18 protein-coding genes and 4 tRNA genes are annotated in these 19,983 nt (G+C 58.9%); 13 read left to right on the top strand and 9 right to left on the bottom strand.

The genetic code is table 11. The features are described from left to right. Positions 1-213 precede the first annotated feature (213 nt). From NAV32_RS03185 to NAV32_RS03170, 4 genes are all read left to right on the top strand, one after another. A complete protein-coding gene (locus NAV32_RS03185; RefSeq protein ID WP_256051343.1) occupies positions 214-1,683 on the top strand; it encodes a sigma-54 dependent transcriptional regulator in 1,470 nt (489 codons plus the stop codon). Between the two features lie 107 nt (positions 1,684-1,790). Further along, positions 1,791-2,990 (top strand): sensor histidine kinase, encoded by a 1,200-nt coding sequence (locus NAV32_RS03180; RefSeq protein WP_256051342.1) that lies wholly within the window; start codon positions 1,791-1,793, stop codon positions 2,988-2,990. Beyond that, positions 2,987-4,390: a sigma-54-dependent transcriptional regulator gene (locus tag NAV32_RS03175; RefSeq protein WP_256051341.1), complete on the top strand. Its 1,404-nt coding sequence runs from the start codon at positions 2,987-2,989 to the stop codon at positions 4,388-4,390. The genes NAV32_RS03180 and NAV32_RS03175 overlap by 4 nt, the downstream gene beginning before the upstream one ends. Before the next feature lie 58 nt (positions 4,391-4,448). Next, entirely contained in the window at positions 4,449-5,099 is a 651-nt protein-coding gene (locus tag NAV32_RS03170; RefSeq protein WP_256051340.1) for a thiopurine S-methyltransferase, read from the top strand. Positions 5,100-5,172: 73 nt separating this feature from the next. Here the strand turns inward: NAV32_RS03170 and htpX are convergent, their stop codons facing one another. After that, positions 5,173-6,045 carry a protease HtpX gene (gene htpX / locus NAV32_RS03165; protein WP_256051339.1) on the bottom strand — a complete coding sequence of 291 codons (873 nt, stop codon included), beginning with the start codon at positions 6,043-6,045 and terminating at the stop codon, positions 5,173-5,175. A gap of 125 nt (positions 6,046-6,170) precedes the next feature. After that, positions 6,171-7,382 carry a pyridoxal phosphate-dependent aminotransferase gene (locus NAV32_RS03160; protein ID WP_256051338.1) on the bottom strand — a complete coding sequence of 404 codons (1,212 nt, stop codon included), beginning with the start codon at positions 7,380-7,382 and terminating at the stop codon, positions 6,171-6,173. Between the two features lie 187 nt (positions 7,383-7,569). Here NAV32_RS03160 and msrB point away from each other — a divergent pair, with 187 nt between their 5' ends. The 3 genes from msrB to NAV32_RS03145 all read left to right on the top strand — a co-directional run bounded on the left by msrB (position 7,570) and on the right by NAV32_RS03145 (position 9,450). Next, positions 7,570-7,968, top strand: a complete 399-nt coding sequence (gene msrB, locus NAV32_RS03155; RefSeq protein WP_256051337.1) for a peptide-methionine (R)-S-oxide reductase MsrB — start codon at positions 7,570-7,572, stop codon at positions 7,966-7,968. Between the two features lie 32 nt (positions 7,969-8,000). Continuing rightward, positions 8,001-8,483, top strand: a complete 483-nt coding sequence (locus NAV32_RS03150) for a glutathione peroxidase (RefSeq protein ID WP_256051336.1) — start codon at positions 8,001-8,003, stop codon at positions 8,481-8,483. A gap of 85 nt (positions 8,484-8,568) precedes the next feature. After that, complete coding sequence (locus NAV32_RS03145) at positions 8,569-9,450, top strand: ATP-binding protein (RefSeq protein WP_256051335.1); 882 nt, start codon at positions 8,569-8,571, stop codon at positions 9,448-9,450. 15 nt (positions 9,451-9,465) lie between these two features. Here NAV32_RS03145 and NAV32_RS03140 read toward each other — a convergent pair whose 3' ends face one another. Continuing rightward, a complete protein-coding gene (locus NAV32_RS03140) occupies positions 9,466-10,149 on the bottom strand; it encodes a glutathione S-transferase family protein (protein WP_256051334.1) in 684 nt (227 codons plus the stop codon). A gap of 219 nt (positions 10,150-10,368) precedes the next feature. After that, positions 10,369-11,136: a hypothetical protein gene (locus tag NAV32_RS03135; protein ID WP_256051333.1), complete on the bottom strand. Its 768-nt coding sequence runs from the start codon at positions 11,134-11,136 to the stop codon at positions 10,369-10,371. A 213-nt stretch (positions 11,137-11,349) separates the two neighbouring features. On the opposite strand from NAV32_RS03135, the gene NAV32_RS03130 reads away from it, so the two are divergent. From NAV32_RS03130 to NAV32_RS03115, 4 genes are all read left to right on the top strand, one after another. Beyond that, positions 11,350-11,425 (top strand) — tRNA-Glu (locus NAV32_RS03130). Positions 11,426-11,442: 17 nt separating this feature from the next. After that, positions 11,443-11,518: transfer RNA gene (locus NAV32_RS03125), tRNA-Gly, on the top strand. 46 nt (positions 11,519-11,564) lie between these two features. Continuing rightward, positions 11,565-11,638 (top strand) — tRNA-Cys (locus NAV32_RS03120). Between the two features lie 106 nt (positions 11,639-11,744). Further along, positions 11,745-11,831 (top strand) — tRNA-Leu (locus NAV32_RS03115). A gap of 25 nt (positions 11,832-11,856) precedes the next feature. Here the strand turns inward: NAV32_RS03115 and NAV32_RS03110 are convergent. From NAV32_RS03110 to NAV32_RS03100, 3 genes are all read right to left on the bottom strand, one after another. Beyond that, positions 11,857-12,780, bottom strand: coding sequence for an EamA family transporter (locus tag NAV32_RS03110; protein WP_256051332.1), 924 nt, complete (start codon positions 12,778-12,780; stop codon positions 11,857-11,859). A gap of 84 nt (positions 12,781-12,864) precedes the next feature. After that, complete coding sequence (hemN, locus tag NAV32_RS03105; RefSeq protein WP_256051331.1) at positions 12,865-14,253, bottom strand: oxygen-independent coproporphyrinogen III oxidase; 1,389 nt, start codon at positions 14,251-14,253, stop codon at positions 12,865-12,867. A gap of 193 nt (positions 14,254-14,446) precedes the next feature. Beyond that, positions 14,447-16,069, bottom strand: coding sequence for a methyl-accepting chemotaxis protein (locus NAV32_RS03100; RefSeq protein WP_256051330.1), 1,623 nt, complete (start codon positions 16,067-16,069; stop codon positions 14,447-14,449). A gap of 580 nt (positions 16,070-16,649) precedes the next feature. On the opposite strand from NAV32_RS03100, the gene galU reads away from it, so the two are divergent. Then, positions 16,650-17,489 (top strand): UTP--glucose-1-phosphate uridylyltransferase GalU, encoded by an 840-nt coding sequence (gene galU / locus NAV32_RS03095; RefSeq protein ID WP_256051329.1) that lies wholly within the window; start codon positions 16,650-16,652, stop codon positions 17,487-17,489. Between the two features lie 33 nt (positions 17,490-17,522). Here galU and NAV32_RS03090 read toward each other — a convergent pair whose 3' ends face one another. Further along, positions 17,523-17,945, bottom strand: coding sequence for a VOC family protein (locus tag NAV32_RS03090; protein ID WP_256051328.1), 423 nt, complete (start codon positions 17,943-17,945; stop codon positions 17,523-17,525). A gap of 71 nt (positions 17,946-18,016) precedes the next feature. Between NAV32_RS03090 and gorA the strand changes: the two genes are divergently transcribed. After that, positions 18,017-19,375 (top strand): glutathione-disulfide reductase, encoded by a 1,359-nt coding sequence (gene gorA, locus NAV32_RS03085; protein WP_256051327.1) that lies wholly within the window; start codon positions 18,017-18,019, stop codon positions 19,373-19,375. Positions 19,376-19,410: 35 nt separating this feature from the next. Here the strand turns inward: gorA and NAV32_RS03080 are convergent, their stop codons facing one another. Then, positions 19,411-19,911 (bottom strand): copper chaperone PCu(A)C, encoded by a 501-nt coding sequence (locus NAV32_RS03080; protein ID WP_256051326.1) that lies wholly within the window; start codon positions 19,909-19,911, stop codon positions 19,411-19,413. Positions 19,912-19,983 lie beyond the last annotated feature (72 nt).

Genomic DNA, 19,983 nt, shown 5'->3' with positions numbered 1-19,983 from the left:
CTGTTTAGTTTCCTTGTGCCGCCTCCCTGCCTGTTGCGGGGTGGCCGGCAAGTAACCAAACAAAAGAAGGTTGTTCTTTAGTCGCTAAATCACGTCATAAATTTGACTCCGCGCGATTTTTTTAATTAACCTAGTGGCTATCTGCCGGTGACGCTTCGTTTCTCTCGATGCGCATTCAGTATTTCTTCCCAGCCTCTAGAGCCTATAAACAAGATGTGGCGTGAAACCAAGATTTTGTTGATAGACGACGACAAGGATCGTCGGCGTGATTTGGCGGTTATCCTCAATTTTCTAGGCGAAGATCATCTGGCTTGTACCAGTGATGACTGGCGGGAAGTGGTGGGTTCGCTTGAGTCGAGCCGAGCCGTACTTGGGGTCATGCTCGGTGCTGTTTCGACAAAAGGTGGTGTGGCCGAGCTGCTCAAGCAGCTCGGCAAGTGGGATGAGAATCTGCCGCTGCTATTGATTGGCGAGCCTGTTCCGACTGACTGGCCGGAAGATGTTCGTCGACAAGTGCTGGCCAGCCTCGAGATGCCTCCCAGCTATAACAAGTTGCTCGACTCCTTGCACCGTGCGCAGGTTTATCGCGAAGTATATGACCAGGCCCGGGCGCGTGGACGTCAGCGCGAGACCAACCTGTTTCGCAGCTTGGTAGGCACCAGCCGTGCCGTGCAGCATGTCCGGCAGATGATGCAGCAGGTCGCCGATACCGAGGCGAGCGTACTGATCCTTGGCGAATCCGGTACCGGCAAGGAAGTGGTCGCCAGAAACCTTCATTACCATTCCAAGCGCCGCAACGGCCCCTTCGTTCCGGTCAACTGTGGCGCGATCCCGGCTGAGCTGCTGGAAAGCGAGCTGTTCGGTCACGAGAAAGGTGCCTTTACCGGGGCTATCACCTCCCGTGCCGGTCGTTTCGAGCTGGCTGAGGGCGGTACGCTCTTTCTCGATGAAATCGGCGACATGCCCTTGCCAATGCAGGTCAAGCTGTTGCGCGTATTGCAGGAGCGTACCTTCGAGCGGATAGGCAGCAATCGTACGCAGAACGCCGATGTGCGAATTATTGCGGCAACCCACAAAGACCTGGAAAAGATGATCGTGGAAGGCACTTTCCGCGAGGATCTTTACTACCGGCTCAATGTATTTCCCATCGAAATGGCGCCACTGCGCGAGCGCATAGAAGATATACCGCTGCTGATGAATGAGCTTATTTCGCGCATGGAGCACGAAAAGCGCGGCTCGATTCGTTTCAACTCTGCAGCCATCATGTCCCTGTGTCGGCACGACTGGCCAGGTAATGTGCGGGAGTTGGCCAATCTCGTCGAGCGCATGGCCATCATGCATCCTTACGGGGTGATCGGCGTGATGGAACTGCCGAAGAAATTTCGCCATGTCGACGATGACGACGAGCAGTATGCCGCCAGTCTGCATACAGAAATGGAAGAGCGTGCGGCGATCAATGCGCCCGTCGTGATCAGCGATGCGCAAGCTATGCTGCCTACGGAAGGGCTTGATCTGAAGGATTATCTGGCCAACCTCGAGCAGGGTCTTATCCAGCAGGCGCTGGATGACGCTGGCGGCGTTGTGGCGCGAGCTGCGGAACGCCTGCGCATTCGCCGGACGACTCTTGTAGAGAAGATGCGCAAGTACGGCATGAATCGCCGTGACGAGGAAGCCGAGGAGTAAGGTATTTGCCGCGCAGCTCAAAGGTGGCGCGGTTATCTCACCGTCATTAATCAATTGCCAGGCATGATCCTTGCTCCCTGACACTGACCGACCATCTTTTGACGGACATGGTGCCAGTGACTTCAGTGTTTTCTCCCTCCGCTGTCATTCCGCGTTCTACCGAAGCTTGTGTCAGCGCCGAGCTTGAGCAATCGCTCGAAAATTTTTCTCATCTTTCGGGACGCCTGAAAGGCTCGCAAGAGTTGTTGCAGGCCCACATGTCCGAACTCAAAGGACAGCTTGCCGAAGCCAGCGCTCAGCACCTGCGGGAGTTCGACGAAAAGGAGCGTCTGGCCAATCGTCTGCAAAGCCTGCTGGATCTGCTGCCCGGCGGTGTCATTGTGATTGATGGTCAAGGGGTCGTTCGCGAAGCCAATCCGGTGGCCCTTGACTTGCTCAGTGAGCCTCTCGAAGGGCAGTTGTGGCGCGAGGTGATTGCACGCAGCTTTGCGCCGCGCAAGGACGATGGGCATGAGGTTTCCCTGAAGGATGGTCGCCGTGTGTCGATTGCCACCCGCTCATTGAATGGCGAACCGGGGCAGTTGGTCTTGTTGACGGATCTGACTGAAACACGACGTTTGCAGGAGCAATTGGCACGTCATGAGCGCCTGTCATCACTGGGACGCATGGTGGCCTCGTTGGCGCATCAGATCCGCACGCCCCTGTCTTCAGCCCTGCTGTATGCCAGCCATCTGGAGCAGGGTGGCCTAAGCAATGAGCAGCAGCAGCGTTTTGCTGGCCGTCTGAAGGATCGCTTGAATGAGCTGGAACATCAGGTTCGCGACATGCTGGTGTTCGCTCGCGGTGATCTGCCCCTTGAGAACCGTCTGACTCCAGCGCAATTGCTGGCGGCCTTGCGCGCTGCATCCGAGGTTCGCTTGCAGGGCGCCGAGGTTCGCTGGCAATGCGATGTGCGTGAGGGTGTGTTGCTGTGCAATCGCGACACGCTGGTCGGGGCGCTGCTCAATCTGATCGAAAATGCACTGCAGGCCAGCGCTGATCATGCGCGTCTGAAAATACATCTATATGCACGGGATTCGGTCATGCATATCAGCATCAGCGACCAGGGTGTCGGCATCGATGCGGTGACCCTGGCGCGACTCGGCGAGCCTTTTTTCACGACCAGAGCGACTGGCACCGGTTTGGGAGTGGCTGTGGTCAAATCCATCGCCCGCGCTCACTCGGGCACGCTGACACTGCGCTCACGGCCAGGCCGGGGCACCTGCGCCACCCTGCGTTTGCCGTTGCTGACGGAGCAGGTCCGATGACTGTGAGACTTTTGCTGGTTGAGGATGACCGCGCCTTGCGTGAAGCTCTGAGCGACACGCTGGAGCTCGCAGGCTTTGACTATGAGGCGGTCGACAGCGCGGAGTCTGCGGTACTGGCGCTGCAAATGAATGTCTTTGGGCTGGTTATCAGTGATGTGAACATGCCGGGCATGGATGGTCATGCGCTGCAGGTCTTTATACGCCAGCGCTACCCGCAGCTGCCGGTCTTGCTGATGACGGCCTACGGCGCGGTCGAGCGGGCTGTCGAGGCGATGCGTCAGGGCGCGGTGGACTATCTGGTCAAACCCTTCGAGCCGAAAGTATTGCTTGAACTGATCGCGCGGCATGCCTGTGGCCAACCCGGTAGCCCGGACGCGAAAGGGCCTGTCGCCGAAGAGGCCACCAGCCTTCAGTTGCTGGCACTGGCTGCTCGCGTGGCACAAAGTGACTCCACGGTGCTGATATCCGGTGAGTCGGGCACCGGCAAGGAAGTGCTGGCGCGCTACATCCATCTGCAATCACGCCGCGCCAGCAAGCCCTTCGTGGCGATCAACTGTGCGGCGATCCCGGACAATATGCTCGAGGCCACATTGTTCGGCCATGAGAAAGGGGCGTTTACCGGCGCGATCGCCAGTCAGCCGGGCAAGTTCGAGCTGGCAGAAGGTGGCACCCTGCTGCTCGATGAAATTTCCGAAATGCCGCTGGCGCTGCAGGCCAAGCTGCTGCGTGTGTTGCAGGAGCGCGAGGTTGAACGTGTCGGTGCGCGCAAGCCGGTGGCGCTGGATATCCGCATCATTGCCACCACCAACCGTGACCTGGCCGAGGAAGTGCGCAGCGGGCGCTTTCGTGAAGACCTGTTCTATCGCGTCTCGGTGTTTCCGCTCGCCTGGGCGCCCCTGCGTGATCGCCCGGCGGACATCGTACCGCTGGCCGAACAGTTATTGGCAAGCCACGCAACCAAGATGCGCCAGCCTGTCGCGAGGCTGACGAGTGAGGCGCGTCAATACCTGCTCAGGCACGCCTGGCCCGGCAATGTTCGCGAGTTGGACAACGCTATTCAACGAGCTCTGATTCTGCAACAAGGCGGGTTGATTCGCCCAGAGGATCTGTGCCTGAGCGCAGCGGTAGGCTTTGCTTCGTCGACAGGTAGTGGCGCCGTACCTGCGTTCCCGGTGGAGCAGGAGTTCATTGCGCCGGTTCATTCGGATGGCAGTGGTGGCCTTGGTGACGACCTTCGTCGACGGGAGTTCGAGCTGATTCTCGAAACCCTGCGCAGCGAGCGTGGGCGCCGCAAGGAGACGGCTGATCGCTTGGGCATCAGTGCGCGCACCCTGCGCTACAAGCTGGCGCAGATGCGTGATGCTGGCATGGATATCGAGGCCATGCTGTCCGGCGAGTGAGCGGCGCCGCAGGCGACTCTGATAATCTCCGGCGAGTATGGGCTGCAAGGATCTGATTATGGACGAAGCGTTTTGGCACCGCCGTTGGGCGCAAAACGAAATAGGCTTTCATCTGCGCGAGGTTAACCCCTTGCTGCGTCGTTACTGGCCCGGGTTGCAGCTGGCGGTCGGAACGAAGGTGCTGGTGCCACTCTGCGGCAAAAGTCTGGACCTGGTCTGGCTGGTTGAGCAGGGTTTCGAGGTGCTGGGCGTCGAGTTGAGTGAGAAGGCTGTCGAGGGCTTCTTCGTCGAGCAGAATTTGCCTGTCCAGGTCGAGCGGCGGAGTGGGTTCAAGGTCTATCGTTCCGGCGTGCTGGAGGTTCACTGCGGCGATTTCTTTGCGCTGACAGCCGAGGATGTTGCCGGATGCGAGGGGCTATATGACCGGGCAGCGCTGATAGCCTTGCCGGCGTCGATGCGGCAGCGTTATACCGAACATCTGTCGAGTATCCTCGCCTCGGGCTGCACCGGCTTGCTGGTGGTGCTGGACTACGAGCAGGCGCAGATGGAAGGCCCGCCTTTTGCGGTAAGCGATGCGGAGATTCAGGCGTCTCTGGGTGATGGCTGGGATATTTCGCTGTTGGAGCGGGCGAGCGCCCTTGATGATAAATTCCTGCAGCGCGGTCTGAGGCGAATGGATCAGAACTGCTATCGGCTGATACGGCGCTAGTACCTCGTTCACCCGTTTGTGTAAGCCATGAAAAAGCCCAGCCTGATCAGGCTGGGCTTTTTCATGTCGTCGATCAACCGCGTTGGCGCAGGGCTTCGATACGGGCTTCCAGTGGCGGGTGGGTCATCAGCAGCCCGGCCAGGCCATTGCGCAGCGAGCCGTTGATGCTGAATGCCTTGAGGGTGTCGGGCATGTCAACCGGTACGCCCTGTTCGGCGCGCAGGCGCTGTAATGCGGCAATCATTGCGCCGGTACCGGCCAGTTGGGCGCCGGCTTCGTCTGCGCGGAATTCGCGTTTGCGCGAGAACCACATGACGACAATGCTGGCGAGAATGCCCAGTACCAGCTCGGCGAAGATGGTGGCGACGAAGTAGCCGATGCCGTGGCCATCCTCATTCTTCAGGATTGCCTTGTCGACGAAGTTGCCGAAGATACGCGCGAAGAACATCACGAAAGTGTTCACCACGCCCTGAATCAGCGCCAGTGTGACCATGTCACCGTTGGCTACGTGGCCGATTTCATGGGCCAGTACGGCCTTAACTTCATCCGGAGAGAAGCGCTCGAGCAAGCCCTGGCTAACGGCGACCAGGGCATCGTTCTTGTTCCAGCCGGTGGCGAAGGCGTTGGCTTCGTAGGCGGGGAAGATACCGACTTCCGGCATCTTGATGCCGGCATCGCGAGAAAGCTGCTCGACAGTCTGCAGCAGCCACTGCTCATGGCGCGTGCGCGGCTGGCTGATGATCTCTGTGCGGGTACTCATCTTCGCCATCCATTTGGAGATGAACAGCGATACCAGCGATCCAGCGAAGCCGAACACGGCGCAGAAGACCAGCAGGCTACCGTGGTTCTGGCCGGTGAAGCGGTCAACCCCGAGCAGCTTCAGGGTGATGCCTGCGACGACCAGTACGGCAAGGTTGGTGGCCAGGAACAAGAAAATGCGCATCATGTTGCGGCAAACTCCAAGGAAACAGTGAGAACGTTAGGCTATATAAGGTGCGGGTCGGCGCGATTCAACCAGGCGACTATTTCAAGCTATGTCGCCTGTGTCATTGCCCCGCGGATTCCTGCCAGTTACTGACTGTAAGAGCCAAGGAAGTTGCCGATGCGACCGATGGCCTGCTCCAGATCATCCACTCGGGGCAATGTGACAACCCGGAAGTGGTCAGGCCAGGGCCAGTTGAAGGCAGTGCCCTGGACAATCAGCAGCTTTTCGGAGAGCAGCAGGTCGAGTACGAACTTTTCGTCGTTGTGGATCGGGCAGACCTTCGGGTCGATGCGCGGGAAGGCATACAGCGCACCCATTGGCTTCACGCAGCTGACGCCAGGGATGTCGTTGAGCAGTTCCCAGGTGCGGTTGCGCTGCTCGAGCAGGCGTCCTGGCGGTAGCACCAAGTCGTTGATGCTCTGGTAGCCTCCCAGAGCCGTCTGGATCGCATGCTGCGCCGGCACGTTGGCGCACAGGCGCATGTTGGCCAGGATATCAATGCCTTCGATATAGCTTTTGGCCTTGTGCTTCGGCCCGGTGATGACGACCCAGCCGGAGCGGAAGCCGGCAACCCGGTAGGACTTGGACAGACCATTGAAGGTCAGGCAAAGCACGTCCGGCGCCAGGGAGGCGGTACAGATATGCACGGCACCGTCGTAGAGGATCTTGTCGTAGATCTCATCTGAGAACAGCACCAGATTATGCTGGCGTGCCAGCTCGACCATACCTTCCAGCACTTCTTTCGAGTAGACCGCGCCGGTGGGGTTGTTCGGGTTGATCAGCACCAGGGCCTTGGTGTTGGGTGTGATCTTGGCCTTGATGTCGTCCAGGTCGGGCCACCAGTTGGCCTGCTCGTCGCACAGGTAGTGCACCGGCTTGCCGCCGGCCAGGCTGACGGCGGCAGTCCATAGCGGATAATCCGGGGCAGGAATCAGCACCTCGTCGCCATTGTTGAGCAGCGCCTGCATGGACATCACGATCAGCTCGGATACTCCGTTGCCAAGATAGATGTCTTCGATGGTCACGCCTTCTACCTGCTTCTGCTGGTAGTACTGCATGATGGCCTTGCGTGCGCTGAACAGGCCCTTGGAGTCGCTGTAGCCTTGGGCGGTCGGCAGGTTGCGGATTACGTCCTGAAGAATTTCCTCCGGGGCTTCGAAACCGAACGGCGCCGGGTTGCCGATATTCAGCTTGAGGATGCGATGGCCTTCCTCTTCCAGGCGTTTGGCGTGCTTGAGCACTGGCCCGCGAATGTCGTAGCAGACATTGGCGAGCTTGTTCGATTTGCTGACCTGCATGATCCTGAATGTCCCGAAGTAAGGACGTGCCATGCCAGAAGGCTGGCAACGTTAGACGTGAACCTGGCGCCTTGGCAGTCTGAAACTCCACTGCCAGACTAGGCGTCTGAGAACGATGCATGATACGTGCGGCCCGATCACCGGAAAAGGTACAGATCCGCCTTTTTTGAGTTCAAGAGGTGTACCGATGGAAAAGCTTGAGAAACCCCTCGAAACCTGGCGTGCCGAGCTTTCGGATGAGCAGTTTCAAGTCTGCCGGCTGGGTGCGACAGAACGGCCATTCACAGGCCAATACAATGACACCAGGACGCCAGGCATTTACCACTGCGTCTGTTGTGATGAGCCGCTGTTCGACTCGGACGCCAAATTCAGTTCCGGCTGCGGCTGGCCGAGCTATTTCCAGCCGGTCAGCGAGCGCGCCATCGCCAGCGTCGATGACTTCAGTCATGGCATGCATCGCATCGAGGTCAAATGTTCCCGCTGTGACGCCCATCTGGGGCATGTTTTTCCCGATGGTCCGGCACCGACCGGTCTGCGCTACTGCATCAACTCGGCTTCCCTCACTCACAAGCCGCGCGATGTCTGAGCGGCCAGCACGCACTTAACGGGGTTCTACAGATGCGCGATCCGCTTTTTGATATTCCCTGCCAGACAATTGATGGTCAGGAGAAAACACTGGCCGAATTCGATGCCAGGGTGCTGCTGGTGGTCAATACGGCCAGTCAATGCGGATTCACACATCAATACAAGGGGCTGGAAGCGCTGTGGAAGCGCTACGGGGCGCAAGGGCTGGTCGTACTGGGGTTTCCCTGTGATCAGTTTGGCGGGCAGGAGCCGGGTGATGAGCAGCAGATTGCCACCTTCTGCGAGCGCAACTATGGCGTCAGTTTTCCGCTGTTCGCCAAGATCCAGGTGAATGGCGGTGATGCCCATCCCTTGTTCGTGCAACTGAAGAAGCGCGCGCCGGGACTGCTGGGCAGCAAGGCGATCAAGTGGAATTTCACCAAGTTTCTGATTGCCGATGAGGGGCGCTCCGTCGAGCGCTTCGCTTCGCGAACAGCACCGGAAGCCTTGGCGCAATCCATTGAGGCCCATTTGTAGGTCTGTCGCTTCGGCTGCCAATGCTGCTGTCTAGGCATGCTCTGGAGTTCGCTTGTTTTGTCATTGAAAGTCTTGGGGTAAATGAATGGAAGTCGAGCTGAAAGCCTTCTTGCAGCGTGCCGAAACGCTGATGGCCAGGCTGGAGCCCTTGCTGCCAGCTCCGCGCCTCGCGCTGGACTGGACGCAAAGCCTGGCTGCGCGCTGGCACCGGGAAGGGCAGGGAGGTTATCTGCAGGCGCTTGAGGTGACGCTGGACCTGCGCCTGGAGGACCTGATCGGCATCGACCGGCAGCGTGAGCGCCTGTCGAGCAATACCAGGCAGTTTGTTGCCGGGCTGCCGGCCAATCACGTGCTGCTTTGGGGCGCGCGTGGCACCGGTAAGTCCTCTCTGATTCGCGCCTTGCTGGCCGAGCATGCGTCGGCGGGTTTGCGTCTGATCGAGATCGAGCGTGACCATCTGGCCGATTTGCCGAAGGTGGTCGATGCGCTCGCCGGGCTGCCGCATTACTTCGTGGTGTTCTGTGACGACCTGTCTTTCGAGGCAGGTGAAGGCGATTACCGGGTGCTGAAAAGCGTGCTGGATGGCTCCCTGGAGCGTGCGCCCGAAAATGTATTGTTGTATGCAACTTCCAATCGCCGGCATCTGGTGCCGGAGCGTCAGAGCGATAACGAAAACTGGCAAATGATCGATGGCGAGCTGCATCCAAACGAGGCAGTGGAAGACAAGATCGCCCTGTCCGACCGCTTCGGTCTCTGGCTGTCGTTCTATCCCTTCAGCCAGGAGCATTACCTGAACGTGGTGCGCCACTGGGTCGGCTCGCTGGCCGGGCAGGCAGGGCTTGGTTGGGAATGGGACGAAACGCTGGAGAAGGATGCAATCCGCTGGGCTACCGCACGGGGCAACCGCAACGGACGCTGTGCCTATCAGTTTGCGCGACAGTGGGTAGGCATTCGTCTGTTGCAGTAACCCCAATGCGCTGATTCAGCCAGGCTGCTGCATCCTTTTGCCCATCTCGCCGAGTTTGGCATTCATGCGCTGCTCTTCCGGCAGCAGGCTGGTAACCGAGGTGAGTGTCTTCATTCGGTTGAAATGCGCTGCCAGGGCTGGCCAGCGGCTTGAATCGACCTGCTCTCCACCGTGTTCCATGTTGATCAGCTGACAAACGATGGCAATGTCGGCCAGTGACAACTGCGAGCCGACGAAATAGTCGTTCTGTCCCAGCTGCCGCTCAAGGTAGTCGAAGTGCGGCGGCAGCTTTTCGTTCAGCGCCGCCTGCACGCCGTCTTCATTGCAGGAGTGACCCATGCTGGGTTTGAGGATGCGATTGCGAAAGATGACGAAGGTCGTCAGCGGCGCCAGTTCATAGTCGGCATATTTTTCCAGCCAGCGTATCTGGGCGCGCTGTGTCGCATCAGCGCCGTACAGACGAGTAGTGCTTTCGTAGGCTTCTTCCAGGTACTGACAGATCACGCTGGAATCGGCCAGGCAAAGCTCATCATCCTTGAGTGCCGGAATGCGTCCGAGGGGGTTCAATTGCAGATACCACTCCGGTGGCGTGAACGGCATGACCACTTCAAGTCGGTAATCCAGCGATTTTTCCAGCAGGCACAGGCGTACCTTGCGCACGAAGGGTGACAGCTGAGCGCCAAACAGGGTTAGGGACATGCGGTTCTCCGGGAGTGGCTCAGGGGGGGTGTTTACAAGCTACTGCGCTCGACCATGCTGCGTTGAGATCAGCCTCACAGCCAGAGGCTGAACGCGCTTCAGCGCGGCCCCGAAGGGGTGAACGTAGCGAATCAAATGCTCATGTACAGCCGTACATTCCGCTTTCTCGGCTGATCTCGCCTTGTCTGATCTTCGCTCGCTACCTTTGTAAACACCCTCTCAGTAGATGTTGTTCTTCTTCCAGTCGTCTTCGCTTTCAAGATCCTTCAGACCTTCGGCCAGCTCGCTGGTTTCTTCAAGGAGGGGCTTCTGCTGCGTTTGTTCGAGCTGGCTGGCGTGGGCGTAATGGGCTTCAAGCTGTTTGAGCTGTGACTGAAAGCTGGCCTTGTCGGGCTGCTTGCGCACATGTTGGATGCCCCGCTCGAAAGCCAGACGTGCCTTGTGCGCATTGCCCTGCTGCAGGGCCTGTCTGCCGAGGTTGTTGAAGTACTCGATATGTAATATCACCATCATGCGCTGGATTTCGCCTACCCAGTGCTTGGCCGAAGCAGTATCCAGCTGGCCTTTCTTGTTGGCCCAGATTGCTTGTGCGTGCAGGTCTTCGAGCAGGAGGCGAACAGCCTTGGCCTGGGCTTCGGCAAGAATCTTCACAGGCATGTTCGATACGGGGATCGAATCGCCCAAAGCGACCATGGCGCGCAATGATTCGAGGCGAGCGGCAAGGTTCTGGTTTTTCTTTTCCAGCGCCAGCAAGCGCTCGCCCACATGAAGCTCAAGTCGAGTCAGCATCAGCTTGAGTGCGGGTGTCATCATCTGGCCAGGGAAAGACTCGGAAAGATCGGCACAACGTCGCATGCGATTGTTGAGCTCGGCCCGCGCGCGTGCCTTCTCCAGATTGTTCTTCTCTACGACCTGGTTGATGAAACCAATCAGAATCAGTATGAACAGGCCGGCAAGGACCAATCCTGCAATCAGAACAGGAGACACTAGGCGCACCTCTTTGGGTGGTGGTTTTTCCTGAGTGTAGTGCGTTGGATGGCAACCTGATAGCGCGATGCAGGGGGGTGAAGCCATTGATTGAAAAAGTTTTAGCTGACGCTTGACGACCTTGCGACTCATCCCTAGAATGCGCGCCACTTGCAGCGTGAAGCACAGCGTGAAAAGCTGCAAGCCGGAAGAAAGTTGTTGTTTCCGGGCAGCGTCCCCTTCGTCTAGTGGCCTAGGACACCGCCCTTTCACGGCGGTAACAGGGGTTCGAGTCCCCTAGGGGACGCCATTTTCTGTAAAAGTAGCGCGGGAATAGCTCAGTTGGTAGAGCACGACCTTGCCAAGGTCGGGGTCGCGAGTTCGAGTCTCGTTTCCCGCTCCAGTTTGTAAAGATGGCGCCGCATCAACCTGCGGCGCTTTCGTTTTGAGGCCGGTTGGCAGAGTGGTTATGCAGCGGATTGCAAATCCGTGTACGCCGGTTCGATTCCGACATCGGCCTCCATATTGAAAGCCCCGTAAATCTTTGATTTACGGGGCTTTTCTATTTACAGGTTGGCTTGCGAGGGTGGCCCGGGCTGTATATAGTCCGACCTCTTGAATGCACTACCGCCCGAATGGCGAAATCGGTAGACGCAGGAGACTTAAAATCTCTCGACCGCAAGGTCATGCCGGTTCGAGTCCGGCTTCGGGCACCATTGTCATCATTTCAGGTTTTTCCCTTCAGGCTCGTCGATAGGTAAGCAGGACAATTCCCGCAACCACGACGGCGCCGCCGAGAATCTGCACCGTAGACAGCATCTGCCCCAGTACCAGCCAGCCCATCACCAGCGTCGCCAGTGGCTCGATATTCATGACCGGCGCATTGCGTGGCATGTCCAGTCGCGGGATGGAGACAAACAGGGTGATGAAGCCGGTGCCGTAGAGCGTCATCAGAACAAGCAGGGCGAACCAGCCATTGGTTGTGGCTGGCATGTTCAGCGCGCCGGGTAGCGCATCGCTGGCTCCGGCGAGTGCTGCGCTGCAGAACACCACCAGCATGGTCAGCAGGCTGCGTACCGAGCCGCGGATCTGTGACAGCTTTTGATCGGTAATCCAGAGCGCGCTGGCGAATGCGCAGGCAGCGCCGAACGCGAGTGCCACGCCAGTCAGCCACTGTGCTTCCACATCCTTGCCGCGCATCTGGCCGGGAATATCGAGCACCAGCAGCAGGCCAAACAGAATCACGCCCATCAGTGCCGCGCTGCGTGCAGTTGGCCTGGGGCCACCCAGAGCCCAGGTGAGTAGAGCCAGGATGATGGGGAAGACATTGGCGACCAGCAGCGCCAGTGCTACCGGAATGCGCGCTACCGCGGAATACAGGCACAGGCTCTGGATCGCGATGAGCAGGCCGAGCAGGAGCTGCCAGCGGCGGCTTCCGGCAGGCAGCCTCAGACGCTGGCGCTGCCAGAGAACCAATGCCGACAGCGCCAGAAGGGCTCCACCGGATCGCATCAGAATAGCCAGCAGTACACCTGCTCCGTCGTCGAAGGCGACGCGGGCCGCGATATGGTTACCGGCGAATGCACACCCTATGCAAAGCAGTATCAGCACGGCGATGTGACGTGCAAAAGGTGCCGACGTGACAGGCAGGTGGTTTGCAGGCATGGAGTCGTTCCAGACGAGAAAACGGGGCAGGATACGAAATCCTGCCCCGTTCGTCTGTCTGCGTCTGTGCTTTCGCGCCAGCTCTCAGACGGTGCGCGAGAACCGACCGCGCTGTTCGCCGCCCAGATAGGCATCGAAGGCCATGGCCACGTTGCGCATCATCAGGTGTCCCTGGGGCATCAGTACCAGAGCATCGTTGCGGATCTCCACCAGGCCATCGGTGACGTGCTCGCCCAGCTGTGCCAGCGACTCGGCGAAGTAGTCCTTGAAGGCGATGCCGTAACGCTGCTCCATTTCGGCGAAATCGATACGGCCATGGCACATCAGCGAGATGATCACGTCGCGGCGCAGACGGTCGTCCTCGCTGAGCTTGTAACCGCGCTGTACCGGCAGCATGCCTTCGTTCAGGCGCGCGTAATACTGCGACAACTCCTTCACGTTCTGGCTGTAGCTGTTGCCTACCTTGCCGATCGAGGAAATGCCAAGGCCGATCAGATCGCAATCGGCATGGGTCGAATAGCCCTGAAAGTTGCGCTGCAGGGTGCCGTTGGCGCGGGCCAGGGTCAGCTCGTCCTCGGGAAGGGAGAAGTGATCCATGCCGATATAGACGTAGCCGGCATCGGTGAGGCGCTTGATGGTCAGTTCCAGCAGTTCCAGCTTGCGTTCGGGGGGCGGCATATCCTCGGGACGGATCAGCTTCTGCGCGCGCACCAGATCCGGCAGGTGTGCGTAGCTGTAGGCCGCGATGCGGTCGGGGCGGATGTCGATGATCTTGTCCAGCGTGGCGTCGAAGCTATCGACGGTTTGCAGCGGCAGGCCGTAGATCAGATCGACACTGATGGATTTGAACTTGGCATCACGCGCCGCCTGCACCAGTTCGCGGGTCTGTTCTTCGGTCTGGATGCGGTTGACCGCGATCTGCACTTGCTCGTCGAAGTCCTGCACGCCGAAGCTCAGTCGATTGAAGCCAAGTTTGCGCAAACCATGAATCTGTTCGGGCGTCACGGTGCGCGGGTCGACTTCAAGCGAGAATTCGTGGCTGTCGCTGTCATCCATGTTGAATGCCTGATGCAGCGTCGCCATCAGGTCTGCCAGCTGTTCACTGGTGAAATAGGTCGGGGTGCCGCCGCCCAGATGCAGCTGGGTCAGTTTGCGCGAGCGGTCGAACAGCGCGGCCTGCATCTGGATTTCGCGCTTGAGATACTCGAGATATTCGACGGCGCGTTCGGTCTTGTGGGTAATGATCTTGTTGCAGGCGCAGTAGTAGCAGAGGCTTTTGCAGAAGGGGATATGGATATACACCGACAAGGGTTTGGGCTCAGCGGCCTCGTTGGTCTCCTGAGCTGCGCGGCGATAGTCATCAATGGCGAAGGCCTGATGGAACTGCGGCGCCGTGGGGTAGGAGGTATAACGGGGGCCCGGGCGGTCATATTTCTCGACCAGGGCGCGGTTAAAGCTCGGCGTTTGGTCCATGTATAGTTTCACCTTGCGGTTGAGAGGGTTCTGGCTGGCCGGGGATGTGTTCCGGCAGCCTGTGATCTGATGCGAATTATCGATGATTCTAGCCCATTGGCCGGCTGTCCCAAATCAAGAATGGTAAGGCGGTCAATGGCGGCGATAACGCAAAAGCCGGGCATAGGCGCCCGGCTTCGGTAGTGGCGCGATCTTACAGCTTGAACTGGCTGACCAGTCGGTTCAGTTCGGCGGCCAGGCGTACCAGCTCTTCGCTGATCTGCGAGGTTTGCTGGGCATCGGTCGAAGTGGTGTCGGCAATCACGCTGATGGTGGTGATGTTGCGGTTGATCTCTTCGGCTACCGCGCTTTGTTCCTCGGCGGCGGTGGCGATCTGGGTGTTCATGTCGTTGATGGTGCCCACCTCACCGGCGATCACGTTGAGGCTCTGAGCAACCTTGGCGACGCTGTCCGAACCGGCATGAGCCTTGATCTGGGCACCTTCCATCGCCTTCACTGCATTGCGCACGCCGTTTTGCAGCTGCTCAATGGTCGCCTGGATTTCCTCGGTGGATTTCTGTGTGCGCGAGGCCAGGGTGCGCACCTCGTCGGCGACCACGGCGAAACCGCGACCCTGTTCGCCTGCCCGTGCCGCTTCGATGGCGGCATTGAGCGCCAGCAGATTGGTTTGCTCGGCAATGCCGTTGATCACGCCGAGCACCATGCCGATGCTGACGCTGTCGGCTTCCACCTGCTTGATCACCTGCGCCGCGTTTTCGATGTCGCGAATCAGCACTTCAATACCGTCCAGTGCTTCGGTGGCGACGCGAACGCCAAGCCTGGATTCATCGTCAGCCCCACTGGACGCCGAGGCTGTCTGGGTTGCATGGCGCGCTACTTCCTGAACGGTTGCACTCATTTCGTTCATGGCCGAGGCAACCATGTCGGTTTCGCTGCGCTGCTCCATGACCGCCGAATGGGTCTTCTCTGCCACGTTGGAGACACGTTCCGACACTTCACCCAGGTGGCGTGTAACCCCTGCAACCGCTTCGAGACTGTGACGAAACTTGTCGATCATGCGGTTGAAGGCATGTCCCATGGCACCTACTTCGTCTTCGGCATGGATGGATACGGAACGGCTAAGGTCCTCATCCTCGGTCATTGCCTCCATGGTGTGGCGCATGTCGTTGATGCGGCTGATGATCACGCGACGAATGATGTAGCCCATCACCAGCAGGCCGGCCAGAAGCAGCAGCAATTGGATGCCGGCGGAAATCATGATGTTGCGGTCGACCTCGCTGTCCAGCGCAGACAGGTCGTAACTGATGCGTACCGCACCCATGACCGAGTCTTCCTGCACCTGGTGGCAGGTCAGGCAGTTGGTGCCGCGATAGTCCTTGTGTCCGAGGATCGGGTTGACAACGGTCAGGATGCGACCGTTTTTCTCTTCGACCACTTCAATGATGGATTCGCCAGCCAGTGCCCGCTTGTCCAGTTCATCGGCGGGCGCCTGATGGGCGAAGCCCGGCCCGAATACCGACGTGACCGAGTCGCCACGGATGATCCGAGCATCGACCACGCCGGGACGCGCAAGGATCTTGTTTCGCAGTACGTCGCGCTGGGCCATGGTGCCGGTCAGCATCATGGTGTTGATGCTGTCGAAATAGGAATCGGCGGCATCCTTGGTCTGTTGTTCGACCACCTGCAGCACCAGACGCTTTTCAGTAATGGCGGCATAAAACAGGGACGCGGAAAGCACCGAGGCGAATACCACCAGCAGGGCCAGATTGATCTTGGCCTGGACAGACATTTGTCGAGTAGCGGGAGAATTGTTCATCGTTTTCCTTGGTATCTGCTGCGGGTGGCCACGTCGTTGTTACGGGTTCGCTGAGGGCCGCAGTTTCGCGAGTCGCCATATCAGCCACGCCAGTCATTGCTATCGGCTCGGTAATGATTTTCTTGAAGGGCGATGGCGTTCTGTCAGATTGATGGCTAAAGGCTACTTATGTGAATAGTCACATAGTATGAGCGGACCGTCCTGCGGGACGCCTGCCAACCTGTGCTTGGGAAATATATTTGCCAGTTCAATGATACAGGTCAGTTTTTTGGCATTTGATGCAAGGCTTCGAGCGTCCGCGCACGCTCGTGGCCGAAAGCACGTTGCGGTGCGATAAAAACGAGTCGGGGGACTTGGCATTCACGGGGTCAGGCGTCACGCTATGCTCAGCTGTGCAGGTCAACTACCGTCTGTCTTCTTCTTTCTCGACTTTTCGTTTTTCGTAGTGATCGAAGCGCGAACCCCGCGTGAATTCGATGGTCGTAGCCTCTGCGTCGGGTAGCCGACGGAGCGGGCAGGACAACGGCTATCGATGTCAGCGCTGCGCAGCAACCGGAACCCTTTTTCTTCAAGGACTCACATGATCAAGAAATGCCTTTTCCCTGCGGCCGGATATGGCACGCGATTCCTTCCTGCAACCAAGGCGATGCCCAAGGAAATGCTGCCGGTAGTGAACAAGCCCTTGATTCAGTACGGGGTTGAAGAGGCATTGGCGGCAGGGCTCAACCAGATTGCCGTCGTTACTGGCCGAGGCAAGCGCTCGCTGGAAGACCACTTCGATATCAGCTATGAACTCGAGCACCAGATCCGCAACACCGACAAGGAAAAATACCTGGTTGGCATCCGCCGTCTGATCGACGAGTGCAGTTTTTCCTACACCCGTCAGGTGGAAATGAAAGGCCTCGGCCACGCAATCCTCAGTGGTCGCCCCCTGATTGGCGATGAGCCGTTTGCAGTGGTGCTGGCCGATGACCTGTGCATCAACCTGGACGGTGATCCGGTACTGCTGCAGATGGTCAAGCTGTACAACCAGTTTCGCTGCTCGATCGTCGCGATTCAGGAAGTACCACCGGAAGAGACCAGCAAGTACGGTGTGATCGCTGGCGAAATGATCCGTGACGACATCTTCCGTGTCAGCCACATGGTGGAGAAGCCCAAGCCGGAAGAGGCCCCGTCCAACCTTGCCATTATCGGTCGCTATATCCTGACGCCGGATATCTTCGAGCTGATCGAGCAGACCGAACCCGGCAAGGGCGGCGAAATTCAGATCACCGATGCCCTGATGCGCCAGGCGAAAGACGGTTGCGTACTGGCATACAAGTTCAAGGGCCAGCGCTTCGATTGTGGAAGCGCAGAGGGTTACATCGCCGCGACAAACTTCTGCTACGAAAACTTCTACCTCACCGGCAAGGCATTCTGAGTCGGCAAGGGCCGCCATCACGGCGGCCCGCTCTCAGGGAGTCGGCAGTTCCTCGGCGCCCGGACCCAAGGGCTGACCGTAACTGAATTCCACGTAGTTCCCCGCTGGGTCACGCAGCCCGCAGTAATAGCCGACCGGGTAGGGCTCGTTTCGCGGTTCCCAGATCAGGCAGCCGGCTTCACGTGCGCGATCTGCTATGGCATCCACCTCGTTACGGCTGGAAAGGGCGAAACCGAAATGGCTGTAGTCATCGGCAGCCAGCGCCCGATCCGTTCCGCCCGGCATGATGACGAAGATGAACGTCCGCTCCTTGCCCGGCTCGGCCATCCAGACGATGCGCGAACCTTTCCCTGCGCGTTCGTGAAATACCCGCATGCCGCAGAACGTCGAGTAGAACTCGATACAGGCGTCCAGGTCCGGAACATGCAGGGCGAGATGGGTCAGGGTAGGGGGCATGCGGCACTCCAGTGATGAGCAGGCGTAATGCCTCGGTTATGCTGTAGGTTCATGACAGGAGACAACTGCTAATGGCTTACGACTTCGATCTTTTCGTCATTGGCGCCGGTTCGGGCGGCGTACGTGCCGCGCGTTTCGCCGCCAGCTATGGTGCGCGGGTGGCAGTGGCGGAGAGTCGCTACCTGGGTGGGACCTGCGTCAACGTCGGCTGCGTGCCGAAGAAACTGCTGGTCTACGGTGCGCACTACGCCGAGGACATCGATCAGGCGCGGGGCTACGGCTGGACCTTCGATGGCAGCAAGTTCGACTGGAAAACCCTGATTGCCAACAAGAACCGCGAGATCGAGCGGCTCAACGGTATCTACAAGAATCTGCTGACTGATAGTGGCGTCACACTGTTGCAGGCCCACGCGCGCCTGGTCGATGCCCATACCGTCGAGGTGGAGGGCAGACACTACAGCGCCGCACACATTCTGATTGCGACCGGCGGCTGGCCACATGTGCCGGACTTTCCAGGCAGTGAGCATGTGATCACGTCCAACGAAGCGTTCTATCTCGAAGCCTTGCCAGCTCGCGTCCTGGTGGTGGGCGGTGGCTATATCGCGGTGGAATTCGCCTCCATCTTCCATGGCTGCGGCGCCGACACCAAACTGCTCTACCGCGGTGAGCTGTTCATGCGCGGCTTCGACGGCTCGTTGCGCGAACATCTCAAGGACGAAATGATCAAGAAGGGCGTCGACCTGCAGTTCAATGCCGACATTGCACGTATCGACAGGCAGCCGGATGGCAGTCTGCTGGCGACTCTGAAAGATGGTCGCAGCCTGGAAGCGGATTGCGTGTTCTATGCAACGGGGCGGCGCCCTATGCTGGACAACCTCGGTCTCGATCAGGTGGGTATCAAGCTGGATGAGCGTGGCTTCATCAAGGTAAACGACAGCTTCTGCACTTCGGTGCCTTCCATCTTGGCAATTGGCGACGTGATTGGTCGCGTACAGCTCACGCCCGTGGCGCTGGCCGAGGGCATGGCCGTGGCACGGCAGCTGTTCAAGCCGGAGGAATACCGACCGGTGGATTACAACACCATCGCCACGGCGGTGTTCAGCCTGCCGAATCTGGCCACCGTGGGTCTGACCGAGGAACAGGCGCGCGAGCAGGGATACAGGTTGGCGCTGTTTGAAAGTCGCTTCCGGCCAATGAAGCTGACCATGACCGACAGCCTGGAACGCAGCCTGATGAAGCTGGTGGTCGATGCCGAGACCGACAAGGTGCTGGGCTGCCACATGGCGGGGCCGGAAGCCGGGGAGATCATGCAGGGTCTGGCGGTGGCCTTGAAGGCCGGCGCCACCAAGCGCGTTTTCGATGACACCTTCGGTATTCACCCGACGGCGGCCGAAGAGTTCGTCACCATGCGGACGCCGACTGGTAGCTGACCTGAAGGAGCCGGCTTGGCCGGCTCCTTCAGGTTTCAGTGTTGGTGATGGCTGTGGGCATCGCCAGCGGCTTGTGGTGGGTTGTCCTGAATGACCACATCGACGATAACTTCGCCGGCGTGTTCAAAGATCAGTGTCAACGGAAAGTGTTCGCCTGCAGTCAGCGGCTCATTCAGCTTGAACAGCATGACGTGATTGCCGCCCGGCTTGAACTCGGCATCACCGCCAGCAGGAATCTCGACCGAATCGATTTGCTGCATGCGCATGATGTCGCCTTCATGCACGTGGGTATGCAATTCGGTTTTACCTGCGCGTGCTGTCTGTGCGCCGATCAGGCGTTCCGGTTGATCACCCGGATTGTTCAGCGTGAAGTACACCGCGCCGGTCGGCGCGCTCGGTGGCATTGCGCGGGACCAGGCGCCGCTGACGGTGGGCGCCTCGACCTTCTGCTGATGATGCGAATGGGCATGATCATTGGCCAGGGCGGTCAGGGCGGTTGTGCTGAATACAAAAGCCGTTACCAGGCGAAGCAACATGGACGTCTCCAGGGTGATTTCAGTGTGGTCGCACATTAGGGTCTGTTGGCGGGTCAACGCAAGCCGCGATGA

This window comes from Stutzerimonas stutzeri (assembly GCF_024448695.1).
Taxonomy (GTDB): Bacteria; Pseudomonadota; Gammaproteobacteria; order Pseudomonadales; family Pseudomonadaceae; genus Stutzerimonas; species Stutzerimonas stutzeri_T.
The sequence above is the reverse complement of the archived record's forward strand: the minus strand, read 5'-3'. Positions and strand labels throughout refer to the sequence as shown.